Source organism: Streptomyces scabiei 87.22 (genome assembly GCF_000091305.1).
GTDB lineage: Bacteria > Actinomycetota > Actinomycetes > Streptomycetales > Streptomycetaceae > Streptomyces > Streptomyces scabiei.
This window is the reverse complement of sequence record NC_013929.1, coordinates 7,422,581-7,438,735: the sequence shown is the minus strand read 5'-3', so window position 1 is coordinate 7,438,735 and position 16,155 is coordinate 7,422,581. Positions and strand designations below refer to the sequence as shown.

The following is a 16,155-nucleotide window of genomic DNA, read 5'->3' as shown; positions in this document are numbered from 1 at the left end:
CCCTCGCTCCGCAGGGCCATTTCCTTACGCCGCGCCTACTCCGGGTGGAGTAGTCCCGGGCGCTCTCAGTCCACCTTCGGTCGTACCAGGCCCGACTCGTACGCGAAGACCACCAGCTGGGCCCGGTCGCGGGCGCCCAGCTTGGCCATGCCCCGGTTGACGTGCGTCTTCACGGTCAGCGGGCTGACCTCCAGCCGCTCGGCGATCTCGTCGTTGGAGAGCCCGCCCGCCACCTGCACGAGCACCTCGCGCTCGCGGCCGGTCAGCGTGGCGAGGCGCTCGGAGCGGGCGGCGCCCCGGTCGCCGTCGGCCGAGTCGTCCGGCTGGGCGAGGAAACGGGCGATCAGGCCCTTGGTCGCGGTCGGCGACAGCAGGGCGTCGCCGCCGGCGGCGACCCGGATCGCGTTCAGCAGCTCCTCCGGCTCGGCGCCCTTGCCGAGGAAGCCGGAGGCACCGGCGCGCAGCGACTGCACGACGTAGTCGTCGACCTCGAAGGTGGTGAGGATGACGACACGTACCCGGGTGAGCGTCGGATCGGCGCTGATCAGGCGGGTGGCGGCCAGTCCGTCGGTGCCCGGCATCCGGATGTCCATCAGCACGACGTCCGCCCGCTCCTCCTTCGCGAGGCGCACCGCCTCCGCCCCGTCCGACGCCTCCCCCACGACCTCCATGTCCGGCTCCGAGTCGACGAGCACCCGGAAGGCGCTGCGCAGCAGGGCCTGGTCGTCGGCGAGCAGGACACGGATCGTCATACGGGGTCCCCCGGGGCGCTGGTCACGGTCGGACCGCCTGCGCGGCGGTCGTGCGGGTCGTGAGCGGCAGGATCGCATGGACGCGGAACCCGCCGCCGTAGCGGGGACCGGTGGTGAGGGTGCCGCCCAGCGCGGTGGCACGCTCCCGCATGCCGAGGAGTCCGTGACCGCCGCCGTCGGCCGTCCCGGTCCCGCCGCCGTCGGCCGTCCCGGTCCTGCCGCCCGTCTTCGCCTGCCCGGTGCCGTCGTCGAGGACGGTGATCTCCACGTTCGGGCCGACGCGTACGACGCTGACCTCCGCCTTCGCCGCCTCGCCCGCGTGCTTGTGCACGTTGGTGAGGGCCTCCTGGATGACGCGGTACGCCGCGAGGTCGACGGCGGCCGGGAGGCTCACCCCCTCGTCGGCCCGGACCACCTCGACCGCGAGGCCCGCGCTGCGGAAGGTGCCGACGAGTTCGTCGAGCCGCACCAGGCCGGGGGCGGGTTCGGTGGGGGCCTCGGGATCGCCGGACTGGCGGAGCAGACCGACCGTGGCCCGGAGTTCGCCCAGTGCGGAGCGGCTGGCCTCGCGGACGTGGGCGAGGGCCTCCTTGGCCTGGTCGGGCCGCTTGTCCATGACGTGCGCGGCGACCCCGGCCTGCACGTTGACCAGGGCGATGTGGTGGGCGACGACGTCGTGCAGGTCGCGGGCGATCCGCAGGCGTTCCTCGGCGACCCGGCGGCGGGCCTCCTCCTCGCGGGTGCGTTCCGCCCGCTCGGCGCGTTCCCGGATGGCGTGCACGAAGTCGCGGCGGCTGCGCACGGCGTCGCCGGCCGCGGCGGCCATGCCGGTCCAGGCGAAGAGGCCGATGTTCTCCTGGTCGTACCAGGGCAGCGGGCCGACGAGCATGGCCGTCCCCGTCAGCACGGTCATCGTCAGCAGGCCCACGCGCCAGGTGGTGGGGCGGTCGGTGGTGGAGGCGACGGTGTAGAGGGCGATGACGGCGGACATCGCGACCGGGGCGCGCGGATCGCCGGTCACCAGTTCGGCGAGGGTGAGGGCGGAGGTGGCCCCCAGCACGGCCAGCGGGGCCCGGCGCCGGGCGATCAGGACGGCGGCGGCCGGCACCATGAGCGCGATGCTGAGGGGAGCGGGGCTCCGGGCGCCCCATCGGGCGCCGTGCTCGGCGTGGGGGTCCACGAAGGCGCCCGCCACCATGGCGGCCAGGACGCCCAGGGCCACGGCGGCGTCCAGCGCGAGGGGGTGCGCCGTCAGCCAGGTCCTGGCGCGGTGGAGGGTGCTCACGTCTGTGTACGGTACGGGGCGCCGGCGGGCCACGGAACGGGTGCTGACACCACCTGTGCGGGCGTACGGCCCTCGCCGGCCCGTCCCGCGGTCGTCACCCGGGGATCAGGCCGTCGTCGCTCAGCATCTCCCGGACCTCCTCCAGGGTCGCGTCCGGGGCCGGGAGGATCAGCTCCGAGGGCTCCAGGGCGTCGTCGGGGAGCGGCGCGCCCAGCTCGCGGACCTTGTCCAGGAGGGCGTGGAGGGTGTGGCGGAAACCGGGGCCGTCACCGACCTCCATCTCCGCCAGGAGGACGTCGTCCAGTGTGTTCAGCTCGGCGAAGTGGGCGTCGTCCAGCCTCACCTGCCCCTCCCCCATGATCCGTACGATCATGTCGCCCTCCTCGGGGACGCGTGACAGCTACTTGTCGAAGCGCGGAGTGTCCTGCCGCTGGGACTGCTGCTGCGGGGCCGACTGGCCCGTGCCGCCCTCGATGGCCTGCTGCTGCGCGGACGGGCCTCCCGCCAGCTCCGCCTTCATGCGCTGGAGCTCCAGCTCGACGTCCGTACCGCCGGAGAGACGGTCCAGCTCGGCCTGGATGTCGTCCTTGTGCATCCCGGACGGGTCGTCGAGGGCGCCGGAGGCGAGCAGCTCGTCGATGGCGCCGGCGCGGGCCTGGAGCTGCGCCGTCTTGTCCTCGGCACGCTGTATGGCGAGACCGACGTCGCCCATCTCCTCGGAGATGCCGGAGAACGCCTCACCGATCCGGGTCTGGGCCTGGGCGGCGGTGTACGTGGCCTTGATGGTCTCCTTCTTCGTCCGGAAGGCGTCCACCTTGGCCTGCAGCCGCTGCGCGGCGAGGGTGAGCTTCTCCTCCTCGCCCTGGAGCGTGGAGTGCTGCGTCTCCAGGTCCGTCACCTGCTGCTGGAGCGCGGCGCGGCGGGAGAGCGCCTCACGGGCCAGGTCCTCGCGGCCGAGCGCGAGCGCCTTGCGGCCCTGGTCCTCCAGCTTCGAGGACTGGGACTGGAGCTGGTTGAGCTGGAGCTCCAGACGCTTGCGGGACGTGGCCACGTCGGCCACGCCGCGGCGTACCTTCTGGAGCAGCTCCAGCTGCTTCTGGTACGAGTAATCGAGGGTTTCGCGCGGGTCCTCGGCCCGGTCAAGGGCCTTGTTCGCCTTCGCGCGGAAGATCATCCCCATACGCTTCATGACACCGCTCATGGGCTTCGCGCGCCCCCTTCTGACGGAACTCCAGCTCACAGGTCTGCGACAGAACCCACAGTACGGGCCCTGCTTCTATTACCGCACTGTTCGGGGACCGATGCGCTCATCCCCAAGGACGACTGTGTACGGCGGCGCTCCGGCGTAGGGAGTAGGTGTTCCCCGGGGTCGCGTACGCACCGATCCCACGGAATACCGAAGCCCCTCTACGGACGGGACGTCACCGCGCTCCCCCTTTTCCGGTTCCCGGGCTGCCCCGGCCACTGTCGCCCCACCTCTGTCTCCAGTACGGACGCCGGGTGTTGCCGGATCGTTCCCCACTCGGCTGGGGTCCATGCCCCGGCACCCCGTACCCTTGGGTTTTGTGTTCCGTAGCCGCGCCAAGAACGAGAAGGAATCGGCCGCCGCCAAGGCGTCGGTGACCGACTCCCAGCAGACCCGTCACCCGCAGGCCCCCAAGGGGCGGCCCACTCCCAAGCGGAGTGTGGCCCAAGGCCAGCGTCGGAGCGTCGCGAATACGCCGACGACGCGCAAGGAGGCCGCCAAGCGCTCCCGCGACGAGCGCCGCTCCGCCATGGAGAAGCAGCGTCAGGCGCTGGCCACCGGCGACGAGCGCTACCTGCCCGCCCGGGACAAGGGTCCGGTGCGCAGGTTCGCCCGTGACTACGTGGACTCGCGTTTCCACATCGCCGAGTTCTTCCTCCCGCTGGCGGTGCTCATCCTCGTGCTGAGCATGGTGCGGGTGGCGTCGCTGCAGAACGTCGCGCTGCTGCTGTGGCTGTTCGTGATCGTGCTGATCGTGGTCGACTCCATCGGCCTCGCCTTCCGTCTGAAGAAGCAGCTGACCGAGCGCTTCCCCGACGCGAACAAGAAGGGCGCCGTCGCCTACGCCCTGATGCGCACGCTCCAGATGCGTCGCCTCCGGCTGCCGAAGCCGCAGGTCAAGCGCGGAGAGCGGCCCTGAGCACGACTCCCTTCTCCGGCAGTGCCGCCGAAGCCTGGCTGAACCGGCTGGGCACCCTGCGTGAGGTCGTACGCCAGGAGCTGGTCTCCCGGCAGGTCGACGAGCAGATAGCGGGCCGGTTCCCGGTCGGGCAGCGGCTGCGGGTTCTTGACGTGGGCATGGGGCAGGGCACCCAGGCGCTGCGCCTGGCACGTGCCGGGCACGCGGTGACCGGGATCGAGCGGGAGGCGAGGCTGATCGCCGTCGCCCGGGAGGCGCTGGCCGCCGAGCCCGAGGGCATCCGGGGCCGGGTGCGGATCGTCGAGGGCGACGGCCGCGACACCGGAGTGCACTTCCTGCCGGGCAGCTTCGACGTGGTGCTCTGCCACGGGGTCCTGATGTACGTCGAGGAGCCGGACGCGCTGCTGGCGGGGCTGGCGCGGATGCTGGCGCCCGGGGGGCTGCTGTCGCTGCTCGTGCGCAACGGCGACGCGCTCGCGATGCGGGCGGGGCTGGCCGGGGACTGGGCCGGCGCGCTCGCCTCCTTCGACACCACCGCGTACCGCAACCGGCTGGGGCTGGACGTGCGGGCGGACCGGCTGGCGACGCTGACGGACGCGCTGGCGGGGATCGGGGCGCCGTTGCACGCGTGGTACGGGGTGCGGGTGTTCACGGACCTCGCCGCGGACGACGCGGTGGTCCCCGACGGTCAGGGGGACCTGGAGGTGCTGCTCGCGGCGGAGGAGCGGGCGGGGCGGACGGATCCGTATCGGCAGGTGGCGGCGTTGCTGCACCTGTGCGGGGTGCGGGGGTAGGGGCGCCCGGGAGCTCGGGGGGCGGCTGTCTCGTCGGCGGGTGCGGGTGCGTGGGGCTTCTCGCGCAGTTCCCCGCGCCCCTGAAAGCCCAGGCCCTGCGGGCCTGAAAAGCGACGGCCCCGCGCGCCTGAAAGCCAACGGTCCTGCGGGTTGAAAAGCACGGGGCGCAGCCCCTGCTGTTCAGGGGCGCGGGGAACTGCGCGACCAGCCCCCACCGGACCCGCACCCGTCCACGAACCCCACCCCCCGAGCTCTCCCACGGGGATCGGGGCGGAGCCCCGGACAGGAACCCCGCCCCACCGCGGAGCGCTACGCGTCCTGCGCGTCCAGACTCATCGGGCCGTAGATCTCCGTCGTGTCCTCGAACAGACGGACCTGGTCGGCGCCGCCCTCCAGGAGCGCCTTCCAGTGCTCACCGATCCACGACTCGGCGTCCCCCTGGGTCGTGAACTCCTCGGGCTCGACCGCGGGCTGGACCTCCGCCCCGTCGGCCTTCTCGAACCGCCACGTCCATGCCGCCATGTGAGCCTCCGTAAGTACCGGCCCGGCACCGCACACAGGGTGCCAAGCAAGATCCGGTTCCTTCCCTGAGCCTAGTCGGACGCACAAGACCTGCGGGTGTTCATCGGGACACGCGAAAATCGGGGGCGTGGAACTGACTTTGCTCGGCACCGGCGCCCCCGCGGGGCTTCCCCGCCCCGACTGTCCGTGCGCGGCGTGCGCGACCGCGCTCGGTGATGCCGCGCGCGGGGCGACCGCGCTGCTCGTGGACGGCTCACTGCTGCTCGACCTCACGCCGGGCGCCGCCCTCGCGGCCGCCCGCGCCGGACACTCGCTCACCGGGGTGCGGCAGGTGCTGCTCTCCCATCCCCACGACGGACCCCCCGTCGAGGTGCCGCCGGGGCTGCCGCAGCCGGGCCGGGTACCGGACGGACGGCAGTTGACGCTGCTGACCGGGCACCGGGTCCGGGCCCTGTCCCTGGACGCGCCGGGCACCGGGTACGAGGTGACGGGGCCGGGCGGGCAGCGGCTGCTGTACCTGCCGCCGCGGGGGGCGCCCGCCGGCCTGGAGGAGCACACGACCGAGCCGTACGCCATGGTGCTCGCCGATGTCCTGGGGCGGCCGGACGCGCTGGCGCGGCTGCGCAGGGTGGGCGCCGTCGGGCCGACGACCGATGTCGTGGCCGTGCACATCGACCACGACGTGCCGCCGGACGGCGAGTTGCCGCGCCGGCTCGCGGCGGCGGGTGCGCGCGCCGTGCCGGACGGGACGACGCTGACGGTCGGCGTCTACGAGGACGTGCCCGACGTGCCCCGGCGCACGCTGGTGCTCGGCGGGGCGCGGTCGGGAAAGTCGGTGGAGGCCGAGCGGCGGCTGGAGGCGTTCCCGGACGTGCTCTACGTGGCGACCGGCGGGACACGGGGCGGGGACGGGGAGTGGGCGGCGCGGGTCACCGCGCACCGGGAGCGGCGGCCCGGCTCCTGGCGCACGGTCGAGACCTGTGACCTGGTCCCCCTGCTGAAGAACGACGACGGGGCGCCTCTGCTCATCGACTGTCTGTCGCTGTGGCTGACCGACGTGATGGACGAGGTGGGGGCGTGGGACGACGCGGAGTGGGCCGACGGCGGGGAGCGCGCGCTCCGGGCGCGTGTCACCGAACTGACGGACGCCGTGCGGAACACACGCCGCACGGTGGTCGCCGTCTCCAACGAGGTCGGCTCCGGCATCGTCCCCACCACCGCCTCCGGCCGGCGCTTCCGTGACGAACTCGGCCGGCTCAACGCGTCCTTCGGGGCGCAGTGCGAGCACGTGCTGCTGGTGGTGGCGGGCCAGGCCCTGCCCCTACGGGGGTGAGGAACGGCTCCCGGGAGCCTGCGGGGGCGCCTGTGGTGCGGTGCGGCGCGCGAGGACGCGGTGCGCGCGGGCCGGGAGCGGGGTGCAGCGGCGTGCGGCGAGGATCTCGTAGCCCAGGGAGCCCAGTTCGGCGAGGAGGTTGCGCAGGGGCATGAGGTGGAGGGGGCGGGGACGGTCGCGTGGCCTCCAGTAGCGGCGGCTGCCGAACGGCCTGGCCGGGTCCGGGACTTCGAGGAGGAGATGGCCGCCGGGGCGCAGTACGGCGTGGGCGGCGCGGAGTTCGTCGCGCGGGTCGGCGGTGTGTTCGAGGTGCTGGAGCATGCTGACCACGTCGTAGCGGGCGCGCAGCCGCGCCGTGATCTCCGGGTCGGTCAGCAGGCCCTGGTACGCCTCCTCCACCCGCCCCTCCTCCCACGCCCGTCGGACGCCCCGGGTCGCGTCGATGCCGTCGAAGGAGGTGTACGGGTGCACGGCCCGCGCGGCCTCGGGGAAGTGGCCGTGTCCGGTGCCGACGTCCAGCCAGCTCTCCGGTTCGGAGTACGCGGGCAGCGCGCGGGCGGCGCCCCGGTGGTGTCTGCGGCGCCGGCGTGCGTCGAGGGCGGCCCGTTCGTCGTCCTCCGCGGGGTGCCGGTGCCGCCCGAGCAGCAGAGCGTCCGCGGTGGGCCGGGGGTTCTGGAAGGCGTGCGCGCAGTCCCGGCACTCGTCCACCACGAACGTGCCCGGCGTGCGCCGCCCGCCCTCCGGTGCGCGCACCCGGGTGCGCAACTGCCGTGAGCCGCACCAGGGGCAGTCGTCCCGGCGCGGTTCCCGGAAGGGGTCGGCTCCCGTGGCGGGTCGGCCGGGCTCCGGCCGCAGGGTGGGGGGCATGGCGGCTCCTGGGAACGACGGGATCCCGTACGCGCCGGGGTGACGACGTACGGACATTCGCCCCAAAAAGGTACGTACGCGAGTGGGATACCGGGCGCAACGACGTGCCCGTGGCGCGGTGGGACGTGCGTACGCCGCGGGGGCACGGTGTGGCGCGGTCGTGTTCGATCCCTGCCGGTACTGTTCGGCGAATGAGCTCGCTTAATCTCGACGACTTCACCGATCTGATCGAGCGCCCCGACGGCGGGGTGCGCCGCGACGCCGAGGCGCGGCGGGAGCGGCAGACCGTGCCGCCCGGGGCGCTGGGCCGCCTCGACGAACTGGGTGAGTGGCTGGCGGCGGCGCAGTCGGCCGTACCGGTGCGGCCGATCGGCCGGGCCCGGGTGCTGCTGTTCGCGGGCGACCACGGGGTCGCCGAACTCGGTGTCTCCGCGCGGGCCGCGGGCACCGCGGACGAGCTGGTGCGGGCCGTTCTCGACGGGAGCAGCCCGGTGGCGGTGCTGGCCCGGCAGCTCGACGTCCCCGTTCGTGTGGTGGACCTCGCGCTGGACTGCGATCCCGACACCCTGCCCGCGGAGGTCGTACGGCATCGGGTGCGGCGCGGGTCGGGCCGGATCGATGTCGAGGACGCCCTGACGGCCGAGGAGGCGGAGGCCGCGTTCCGGGTGGGCGTCGCCCTCGCCGACGAGGAGGCCGACTCCGGGACCGACCTCGTCGTCCTCGGCGATGTCAGCGTCGGCGGGACCACCGCGGCGGCGGTCCTCGTGGCCGGACTGTGCGGGACCGACGCGTCCGTCGTCACCGGGCGGGGCGGCCGGACGATCGACGACCTGGCGTGGATGCGCAAGTGCGCGGCGGTCCGGGACGCCCTGCGGCGGGCCCGGCCGGTGCTCGGGGACCAGCTCCAGCTGCTCGCCGCCGTGGGCGGGGCGGATCTCGCGGCGATGACCGGCTTCCTGCTGCAGAGCGCGGTGCGGAAGATGCCGGTGATCCTGGACGGCGTGGTGTCGGCGGCGTGCGCGCTGGTCGCCCAGCGGGTCGCCTTCCGGGCGCCGGACTGGTGGCTGGCCGGGCAGAACAGCGGGGAGCCCGCCCAGGCCAAGGCGCTGGACCGGATGGCCGTCGAACCGCTGCTCGACCACGGTGTGAAGGTCGGGGAAGGCGCCGGGGCGCTGCTGGCGCTGCCGCTCGTGCGGGCGGCTGCGGCGCTGGCGGCGGAGCTGCCGGAGCGCGAGCCGGATCCGGCGGAGCCGGATGCGGTTCCCGCGCCGGACTCGGCGAAGCCGGCCGTGGAGTACGACGCGACCTGAGTCCCGGCGGGGGGTCGGTTCTTCGGGTGCGGGTGAGTGGGGGCTGGTCGCGCAGTTCCCCGCGCACCTGAAAAACCGGGGCCGCGCCCCGTGCTTTTCAGGCCCGCAGGGGCCTGGTCACCCTCACCCGCACAGGCCGAGCGAGCCGGGAGAGACCTGGATCACGCGGCCCCTGCACAACGTCCCACGCTTCCTGCCGGTCTTCGAACATGGCGGGCGACACAGCCCGCCGGGTTCCCGAAGTCGCATGGACGAGGACACGGATGAGGACGGACCGTTGAACAGGGCCGCCCGCCTGGCCCGCGCCGAATGGGGACCCCTGTACGGAACCGTTCGCGCGGGCCTGGCGGCCCGGCGCCTGCGGGCCGCCCCCATGACGCTCACCGCCGTCTGCCTCGCGACGGTCGTGCACCTGGTGCACCGGCAGCCCTGGGGCTACCGGTTCATCGAGGACGTCGGTGCCGTACGCGCCGAGGACCCCCTCGGGCTCGCGCTGCTGCGGACGCCGCTCTCCCTCTTCGTACCGGCGCTGGACCTGCCCGTGTGGGGCGCGCTGGCGCAGATCCTGATCGTGTTCGGGATCGCGGAGATCTCACTGGGCCGACGGCGGACGCTGGCGATCGCGTACGCCGCCACCCTGGCCGGCACGCTGTACGCGCGCGTGGGCATCGCCCTCGGGCCGGACGTCCTCCTCGTCGGGCTGCCCGCGTCGGACGCGTGGGTCGTGGACACCGGACCGTCGGCGGCCGTGGTGGGGCTCGCGGTGTTCGTCGGATGGCGGTACCGGGCGTACGTCACGGCGGGCGCGGTCGTGGTGGCGATGGCCGTCGAAGTGCTGGTGAAGGAGAACCTCGCGGGCAAGGAGCATCTGGCGGCGATCGCCGCGGTGCTGCTGGTGTGCGGGATCGAGGCCGCGCGTCAGCGGCGCTCCGGCCGTCCGGCCGGGCCGGACGGGCCGGTGCGCCCGGACGGGCCGGACGGGCGCGACGGACCGGCGGGAAGCGCGGGGCGGGGCGCGGACTCCAGTGCCGGCGCCCTGTCCGGGGTGCCGCCGAGCCAGTCCTGAAGGCGCCGGCTCGGGCCGGTCCAGCGGCGGTCGTGGCGGTAGGCGCGTCTCCAGGAACGCGCGCGGGCGCGCGGGCGGCGGCGGTAGAAGCGGCGCGCCCAGACGGAGGTGGGGCGGGCCAGGCGGACGGCTCCGACGACGGCGATGAACGGGATGACCACCCCGAAGATCGCGGTGCGGATCTTGCCCTTGGCCAGGGCGATCAGGGCGATGAGGAAGTTCGTCCCCATGGTGAGCATGACCGCGCCCCGGTCCTGCATCTCCTCCTCGTCGAGGTCGTTGACGCCGAAGGGGAGGAAGCCGACCAGCAGCAGGCCCACCAGGGCCGCCGTCAGCACGACCACCTCGACGCTCTGCCGGCCCTCCTCGCTCCAGTACACGTCGTCCAGGTGCAGGATCAGCGCGAACTCGTCCAGCACCAGGCCCACCCCCATGCCGAACAGCACGGCGGAGATCAGCGCGCCGAAGCCGTGCCCGTCGCCCGCCACCGAGCCGAAGCCGCCCACGACGGCGAGGACGATGCCGGGGACGACGTGGTGGATGTGGACCCCGCCGCTGCCGCTGATGTTCCGGAAGGGGCCCCTGCCCGCGCGGATGAGGCGGGTGATGACCCGGGTGATCAGGAACGTCAGGACGAACGCGGTGAGCGCGAGGAGCAGGGGCAGCTTGCCCGGCTCGATGATGTTCCGCTCCCACCAGGTACCCATATGCGCACTTTATCCAGGGCTGCCCCCGGCCGCCGCCGAGGCCGCCCGGCCCGCCGGGTAGCCTGCGCCGGTGTCCACGCCCCCCGAGCCCCCCGTCCCGCCCCGCGCCGCGCCGCTCGACGGCCCCCGTTTCGCGTTCGGCACCCTGACCGTGCTGCCGGTGACCGTGCACCGCTGGGACCGGGAGGCCGCGCGGGCCGGGATGCTGTGCGCACCGGTCGCCGGCCTGGCCGTCGGCCTGGGCGCGGCCGCGCTCGGCGCTCTGCTGCTGCTCCTGGGCGCCGGTCCGCAGCTCGCCGCCGTGGCCTCCGTCGCCGTGCCGGCCGTCCTCACCCGGGGCCTGCATCTGGACGGGCTCGCCGACACCGCCGACGGGCTGGGCAGCGGCAAGCCCGCCGAGGACGCCCTGCGGATCATGAAGCAGTCGGACATCGGACCCTTCGGGGTCGTCACCCTCGTCCTGGTGCTGCTGGCCCAGACGGCCGCGCTGACCGGGGCGTACGGCGAGTCCTGGGCGCTGGGCGCGCTCGCGACGGCCGTCTCGGCGACCGCCGCGCGGCTGGCCCTGACCCTGGCCGCGCGCGCCGGCGTTCCTCCGGCCCGGCCGGAGGGGCTGGGGGCGGCGGTGGCGGGGGTGGTGCCGCCGGGGTCCGCGCTGCTCGTGGCCGCCCTGGTGGGGTGCGCGGCGGCGGGCGCGGGGGCGCTTTCCGGGCCGTACGAACTGGGCCGCGCGGTGCTCGCGGTCGTCGTCGCCTGCGGTGCCGCCGAGCTGCTGCTCCGCCACTGTGTGAGGCGGTTCGGCGGTGTCACCGGGGACGTCTTCGGGGCTCTGGCGGAGACGGCGGCGACGGCGGCCCTCGTGGTGTTCGCCCTCGGGTGACCTGTTCACCCTCGGGTGACCTCAGCAGTGCTGTCCCAGGTGGTCAGCAGGCCCTGCGCCACACCCCAAGGTCCCACTTCTTCAGCAGCGAGCTGAGTTCCAGGCGCCGGGTCTCGGGGCAGAAGTCCGCCGTCCTCATCTCGTACTCGACGTGGAAGACGGCCTTGCCGGCCTCGATGAACGGGGTGAGGTCCGCGCACTCCTCGAACTGGGCGCACTGTTCGTTGACGGCGAAGTCGAAGTCGTCGACGAGTGCCGGTATCTGGTCGAGGTCGTTCTTCAGGCCGACCGCGAGGCCGCGTTCGTGGGCCAGACGGGCGACGAGACGGTTGTAGCGGAGCTGGTCGGCGGCCTTGAGCGGGAAGCCCGTCCGGTTGCGGTAGCCGTCCATGTTGTCGGGTTCGACCGCGTCGAAGCCCTTCTCCGCGCACATGTCGATGCGGGCGGCCATCAGGGGTTCGAGCACGTCCGTCCTGCGGATGTCGAGCCAGCGCTCGCCCTCCCAGCCGTTGCCCTTGCCGAGGACCGAGTCCGGGAACGCCTCGGCGTCCGGGCGCCAGTCCTCCCAGGCGCCGGTCGACAGGTAGCAGATGACCTTGCGGCCGTCGTCGTGCAGCCCGGCGACCGTGCCGGCCGACTGGTCGAAGCCGTCGATGTCGTACACGGGGACGTCGACGGAGGTGTCCAGGCGCCCGCTGAGCTGCCACTGCCACGGGGTGCCGGGCTCGGGCCGCCAGCGGGCGCCCGTCTTCTCCCCGGCGCCGTCGTGGGCGGTGGTGCATCCCGCTGTCAGCAGGAGCAGGGACAGCAGGACGCTGCGGGCGGGGGCGCGGCTCATCGGGTGGGCTCCAGGGCGTGCGACGGCGTACCCCCGTGATGATCCTCCACGCCGGGGGCCGCGCCGGTGCGCGGGTGCCTCGTGCGCCCCCACGCCGGGGACCCGTGCCGGGGCGGTACGCGCGAAAATCCTCAACAGCGCCCCGTGCAGGGCGATAAGGGATCCCCCTATGTCTGAGACATGGGGATCTCCCTGCACGTCCGAAGCGGAAAGTCGGGGAGGCTGGTCGCAGCGGACGCCGCGCGGAGGGCATGAACGCGACCGGCCCACGCCCCAGGTCCGAGGGGCCGAACAAGGGCCTAGGCTCGTTCCCGGCACGTCGACCCATCCGTTCGGCCACCGAAACTCAATCGGAAGCGAGATTTCACCACCGTGACTGCTCTCACTCTCAGCACCGCCGCCGCGCCCGGCCTCCGCGCCGACGCGATCGTGGTCGGTGTCGCGAAGGGCCCTGCATCTCGGCCTGGGGGCCTGGTCGTAGCGCCGGGCGCCGAAGCTGTGGACAAGGCCTACGACGGCAAGCTCGCCGGCCTTCTGGAGACCCTCGGCGCCTCGGGCGCCGAGGGCGAGGTGACGAAGCTGCCCGCGCCGTCCGGTTTCAAGGCGCCGCTCGTGCTGGCGGTGGGCCTGGGCGCGGTGCCCGAGAAGGACGGCGCGTTCGGCGCGGAGGCGCTGCGCCGCGCGGCCGGTGCCGCCGCCCGCGCCCTGTCCGGGACGAAGAAGGCCGCGTTCGCGCTGCCCGTCGTCGACGCCGACGCCGTGGGCGCCGTCGCCGAGGGCGCGCTGCTCGGCGCGTACTCCTTCGACGCCTACAAGGGCAACGCCAAGGACCCGAAGGCGAAGGACGCCAAGGGCCCGCTCGCCGATGTCGTCCTGCTCGGCGCGAAGCCGCGCGACAAGGCCCACAAGGCCGCCGCCGAGCGCGCGACCGCGGTGAGCGAGGAGCTGAACCGCGCCCGCGACCTCATCAACACCCCGCCGAACGACCTCGACCCCGAGGCCTTCGCCGCCGTCGCCCAGACCGCGGCCAAGGAGCACGGCATCAAGGTGACCGTCCTCGACGAGAAGGCGCTCGCCAAGGGCGGCTACGGCGGCATCCTCGGCGTCGGCGCGGGCTCCGCGGCCACGCCCCGCCTGGTGCAGCTGTCGTACACCAGTTCCAAGGCGAAGAAGCACCTGGCGTTCGTCGGCAAGGGCATCACCTACGACTCGGGCGGCATCTCCCTCAAGCCCGCCGGGCACAACGAGACGATGAAGTGCGACATGAGCGGTGCCGCCGCCGTGTTCGCCGCGGTCGTCGCCGCCGCCCGGCTCAAGCTGGAGGTCAACGTCACGGGCTGGCTCGCCCTCGCCGAGAACATGCCGTCCGGCTCCGCCACCCGCCCGGGTGACGTGCTGCGCATGTACAGCGGCAAGACGGTGGAGGTGCTGAACACCGACGCCGAGGGCCGGCTGGTGCTGGCCGACGCGCTCGCCAAGGCGTCCGAGGACGAGCCGGACGCGATCGTCGACGTGGCGACGCTGACCGGGGCGATGATGCTGGCGCTGGGCAACCGGACCTTCGGGATCATGGCGAACGACGACGCGTTCCGCTCCGCGGTGCACGAGGCGGCCGAGGAGTCCGGTGAGCCGGCGTGGCCGATGCCGCTGCCGGACCACCTGCGCAAGGGGATGGACTCCCCGACCGCCGACATCGCGAACATGGGCGAGCGCTACGGCGGCGGGCTCGTCGCCGGACTGTTCCTGAAGGAGTTCGTGGGCGAGGGGATCACCTGGGCGCACCTGGACATCGCGGGGCCGGCGTTCAACGAGGGCGGGCCCTTCGGGTACACGCCCAAGGGCGGCACCGGGACCGCCGTGCGGACGCTGGTGCGGCTCGCCGAGCGGGCCGCCTCCGGCGACCTGGGGTGATGTTCGCCTAGGAGCTCGATCCGGTCGGCAGGACGGCAAGTGCGGGGGCGTGGGGACTGGTCGCACAGTTCCCGCGCCCCTGACGGGGCGCGGCCCCTCGGCCCCCCGTCACATCTGAGCGTGTGGTGTCTCACACCCCGGCCCGGCGTCTCGTTCCCTTCCGACAAGTGCGAAGATGGGGCTCGGCAGGACAGGGCCCCCACCACAGGGCCGAAGAAGAGCGGCCGGACACCAGCCGCCGCGCGGGTCTCGGACGACCGGCGTACGGCGCACATGCATGGAGGACGTGACGTGGCGAACGACGCCAGCACCGTTTTCGACCTAGTGATCCTCGGCGGTGGCAGCGGTGGTTACGCCGCGGCGCTGCGCGGGGCCCAGCTGGGCCTGGACGTCGCCCTGATCGAGAAGGACAAGGTCGGCGGCACCTGCCTGCACCGGGGATGCATCCCCACGAAGGCCCTGCTCCACGCGGGCGAGATCGCCGACCAGGCCCGCGAGAGCGAGCAGTTCGGTGTGAAGGCCACCTTCGAGGGCATCGACGTGCCCGCCGTGCACAAGTACAAGGACGGTGTGATCTCCGGCCTGTACAAGGGTCTGCAGGGGCTCATCGCCTCCCGCAAGGTCACCTACATCGAGGGTGAGGGCCGTCTGTCCTCCCCGACCTCCGTCGATGTGGGCGGCCAGCGCATCCAGGGCCGTCACGTCCTGCTGGCGACCGGCTCCGTCCCCAAGTCGCTGCCGGGCCTGGAGATCGACGGCAACCGCATCATCTCCTCGGACCACGCCCTCGTGCTGGACCGGGTCCCGAAGTCGGCGATCGTCCTCGGCGGCGGTGTCATCGGCGTCGAGTTCGCCTCCGCCTGGAAGTCCTTCGGGACCGACATCACGATCATCGAGGGCCTCAAGCACCTCGCCCCGCTCGAGGACGAGAACTCCTCCAAGCTTCTTGAGCGCGCGTTCCGCAAGCGCGGCATCAAGTTCAACCTGGGCACCTTCTTCTCGAAGGCCGAGTACACCCAGGACGGTGTCAAGGTCACCCTCGCCGACGGCAAGGAGTTCGAGGCCGAGCTGCTGCTGGTGGCCGTCGGCCGCGGCCCCGTCTCCGCCGGTCTCGGCTACGAGGAGCAGGGCGTCGCCATGGACCGCGGATACGTCCTGGTCGACGAGTACATGCGGACCAACGTCCCGACCGTCTCCGCCGTCGGTGACCTGGTCCCGACGCTCCAGCTCGCGCACGTCGGCTTCGCCGAGGGCATCCTGGTGGCGGAGCGTCTGGCCGGCCTGAAGACCGTTCCGATCGACTACGACGGTGTGCCGCGGGTGACGTACTGCCACCCGGAGGTCGCCTCCGTGGGCATCACCGAGGCCAAGGCCAAGGAGATCTACGGCGCGGACAAGGTCGTCGCTCTGAAGTACAACCTCGCGGGCAACGGCAAGAGCAAGATCCTCCAGACCGCGGGCGAGATCAAGCTCGTGCAGGTCAAGGACGGCGCCGTGGTCGGCGTCCACATGGTCGGCGACCGCATGGGCGAGCAGGTCGGCGAGGCCCAGCTGATCTACAACTGGGAAGCGCTGCCCTCCGAGGTCGCCCAGCTCATCCACGCCCACCCGACGCAGAACGAGGCGCTCGGCGAGGCCCACCTGGCCCTCGCGGGCAAGCCGCTGCACTCGCACGACTGACCCCTCGGTCGACGAAGCGACGATCCAGACTTCCGCAATTCGTTA

The 16,155-nt window shown here is 73.3% G+C and carries 15 protein-coding genes; 7 read left to right on the top strand and 8 right to left on the bottom strand.

Features of this window, described 5'->3' with window-relative positions; translation table 11 throughout:
• Positions 1-65: 65 nt before the first annotated feature.
• The 4 genes from SCAB_RS32100 to SCAB_RS32085 form a co-directional block, all read right to left on the bottom strand.
• The gene (locus tag SCAB_RS32100; RefSeq protein WP_013004275.1) at positions 66-752 is read right to left on the bottom strand and encodes a response regulator; all 687 of its coding nucleotides are present in this window, start codon (positions 750-752) and stop codon (positions 66-68) included.
• 22 nt (positions 753-774) lie between these two features.
• Entirely contained in the window at positions 775-2,037 is a 1,263-nt protein-coding gene (locus tag SCAB_RS32095; RefSeq protein ID WP_013004274.1) for a sensor histidine kinase, read from the bottom strand.
• A 94-nt stretch (positions 2,038-2,131) separates the two neighbouring features.
• A complete protein-coding gene (pspAA, locus tag SCAB_RS32090) occupies positions 2,132-2,410 on the bottom strand; it encodes a PspA-associated protein PspAA (protein WP_013004273.1) in 279 nt (92 codons plus the stop codon).
• Between the two features lie 27 nt (positions 2,411-2,437).
• The gene (locus tag SCAB_RS32085; protein WP_060884980.1) at positions 2,438-3,238 is read right to left on the bottom strand and encodes a PspA/IM30 family protein; all 801 of its coding nucleotides are present in this window, start codon (positions 3,236-3,238) and stop codon (positions 2,438-2,440) included.
• 334 nt (positions 3,239-3,572) lie between these two features.
• Between SCAB_RS32085 and SCAB_RS32080 the strand changes: the two genes are divergently transcribed.
• Together SCAB_RS32080 and SCAB_RS32075 are read left to right on the top strand one after the other, a co-directional pair.
• The gene (locus tag SCAB_RS32080; protein WP_013004271.1) at positions 3,573-4,202 is read left to right on the top strand and encodes a DUF3043 domain-containing protein; all 630 of its coding nucleotides are present in this window, start codon (positions 3,573-3,575) and stop codon (positions 4,200-4,202) included.
• An 80-nt stretch (positions 4,203-4,282) separates the two neighbouring features.
• Positions 4,283-4,996 carry a class I SAM-dependent methyltransferase gene (locus tag SCAB_RS32075; RefSeq protein ID WP_037728329.1) on the top strand — a complete coding sequence of 238 codons (714 nt, stop codon included), beginning with the start codon at positions 4,283-4,285 and terminating at the stop codon, positions 4,994-4,996.
• Positions 4,997-5,305: 309 nt separating this feature from the next.
• Here the strand turns inward: SCAB_RS32075 and SCAB_RS32070 are convergent, their stop codons facing one another.
• A complete protein-coding gene (locus tag SCAB_RS32070) occupies positions 5,306-5,518 on the bottom strand; it encodes a hypothetical protein (RefSeq protein WP_013004269.1) in 213 nt (70 codons plus the stop codon).
• 127 nt (positions 5,519-5,645) lie between these two features.
• On the opposite strand from SCAB_RS32070, the gene SCAB_RS32065 reads away from it, so the two are divergent.
• A complete protein-coding gene (locus SCAB_RS32065) occupies positions 5,646-6,851 on the top strand; it encodes a bifunctional adenosylcobinamide kinase/adenosylcobinamide-phosphate guanylyltransferase (protein ID WP_041669909.1) in 1,206 nt (401 codons plus the stop codon).
• Here the strand turns inward: SCAB_RS32065 and SCAB_RS32060 are convergent.
• Complete coding sequence (locus SCAB_RS32060; protein WP_049875797.1) at positions 6,840-7,718, bottom strand: class I SAM-dependent methyltransferase; 879 nt, start codon at positions 7,716-7,718, stop codon at positions 6,840-6,842. The two genes, SCAB_RS32065 and SCAB_RS32060, sit on opposite strands and share 12 nt — an antisense overlap.
• 191 nt (positions 7,719-7,909) lie before the next feature.
• Between SCAB_RS32060 and cobT the strand changes: the two genes are divergently transcribed.
• On the top strand, positions 7,910-9,028 hold the full coding sequence (gene cobT / locus SCAB_RS32055; RefSeq protein ID WP_013004266.1) for a nicotinate-nucleotide--dimethylbenzimidazole phosphoribosyltransferase: 1,119 nt from the start codon (positions 7,910-7,912) through the stop codon (positions 9,026-9,028).
• A 918-nt stretch (positions 9,029-9,946) separates the two neighbouring features.
• Here cobT and SCAB_RS32045 read toward each other — a convergent pair.
• Positions 9,947-10,801, bottom strand: a complete 855-nt coding sequence (locus SCAB_RS32045) for a hypothetical protein (RefSeq protein WP_013004264.1) — start codon at positions 10,799-10,801, stop codon at positions 9,947-9,949.
• A 70-nt stretch (positions 10,802-10,871) separates the two neighbouring features.
• Between SCAB_RS32045 and SCAB_RS32040 the strand changes: the two genes are divergently transcribed.
• Positions 10,872-11,681 (top strand): adenosylcobinamide-GDP ribazoletransferase, encoded by an 810-nt coding sequence (locus tag SCAB_RS32040; protein WP_013004263.1) that lies wholly within the window; start codon positions 10,872-10,874, stop codon positions 11,679-11,681.
• A 43-nt stretch (positions 11,682-11,724) separates the two neighbouring features.
• Here SCAB_RS32040 and SCAB_RS32035 read toward each other — a convergent pair whose 3' ends face one another.
• Complete coding sequence (locus SCAB_RS32035; protein ID WP_013004262.1) at positions 11,725-12,519, bottom strand: endo alpha-1,4 polygalactosaminidase; 795 nt, start codon at positions 12,517-12,519, stop codon at positions 11,725-11,727.
• 372 nt (positions 12,520-12,891) lie between these two features.
• Between SCAB_RS32035 and SCAB_RS32030 the strand changes: the two genes are divergently transcribed.
• Positions 12,892-14,430 (top strand): leucyl aminopeptidase, encoded by a 1,539-nt coding sequence (locus tag SCAB_RS32030; RefSeq protein WP_013004261.1) that lies wholly within the window; start codon positions 12,892-12,894, stop codon positions 14,428-14,430.
• A gap of 291 nt (positions 14,431-14,721) precedes the next feature.
• Positions 14,722-16,110, top strand: coding sequence for a dihydrolipoyl dehydrogenase (gene lpdA / locus SCAB_RS32025; protein WP_013004260.1), 1,389 nt, complete (start codon positions 14,722-14,724; stop codon positions 16,108-16,110).
• The last annotated feature ends 45 nt before the right edge of the window (positions 16,111-16,155 follow it).

Coding starts and splice junctions, on each gene's coding strand:
- SCAB_RS32045 (WP_013004264.1), bottom strand. CDS start 10,801: ATGGGTACCTGGTGGGAGCGGAACATCATCGAGCCGGGCAAGCTGCCC.
- SCAB_RS32060 (WP_049875797.1), bottom strand. CDS start 7,718: ATGCCCCCCACCCTGCGGCCGGAGCCCGGCCGACCCGCCACGGGAGCC.
- SCAB_RS32100 (WP_013004275.1), bottom strand. CDS start 752: ATGACGATCCGTGTCCTGCTCGCCGACGACCAGGCCCTGCTGCGCAGC.
- pspAA (WP_013004273.1), bottom strand. CDS start 2,410: ATGATCGTACGGATCATGGGGGAGGGGCAGGTGAGGCTGGACGACGCC.
- SCAB_RS32085 (WP_060884980.1), bottom strand. CDS start 3,238: ATGAGCGGTGTCATGAAGCGTATGGGGATGATCTTCCGCGCGAAGGCG.
- SCAB_RS32035 (WP_013004262.1), bottom strand. CDS start 12,519: ATGAGCCGCGCCCCCGCCCGCAGCGTCCTGCTGTCCCTGCTCCTGCTG.
- SCAB_RS32080 (WP_013004271.1), top strand. CDS start 3,573: ATGCCCCGGCACCCCGTACCCTTGGGTTTTGTGTTCCGTAGCCGCGCC.
- SCAB_RS32070 (WP_013004269.1), bottom strand. CDS start 5,518: ATGGCGGCATGGACGTGGCGGTTCGAGAAGGCCGACGGGGCGGAGGTC.
- cobT (WP_013004266.1), top strand. CDS start 7,910: ATGAGCTCGCTTAATCTCGACGACTTCACCGATCTGATCGAGCGCCCC.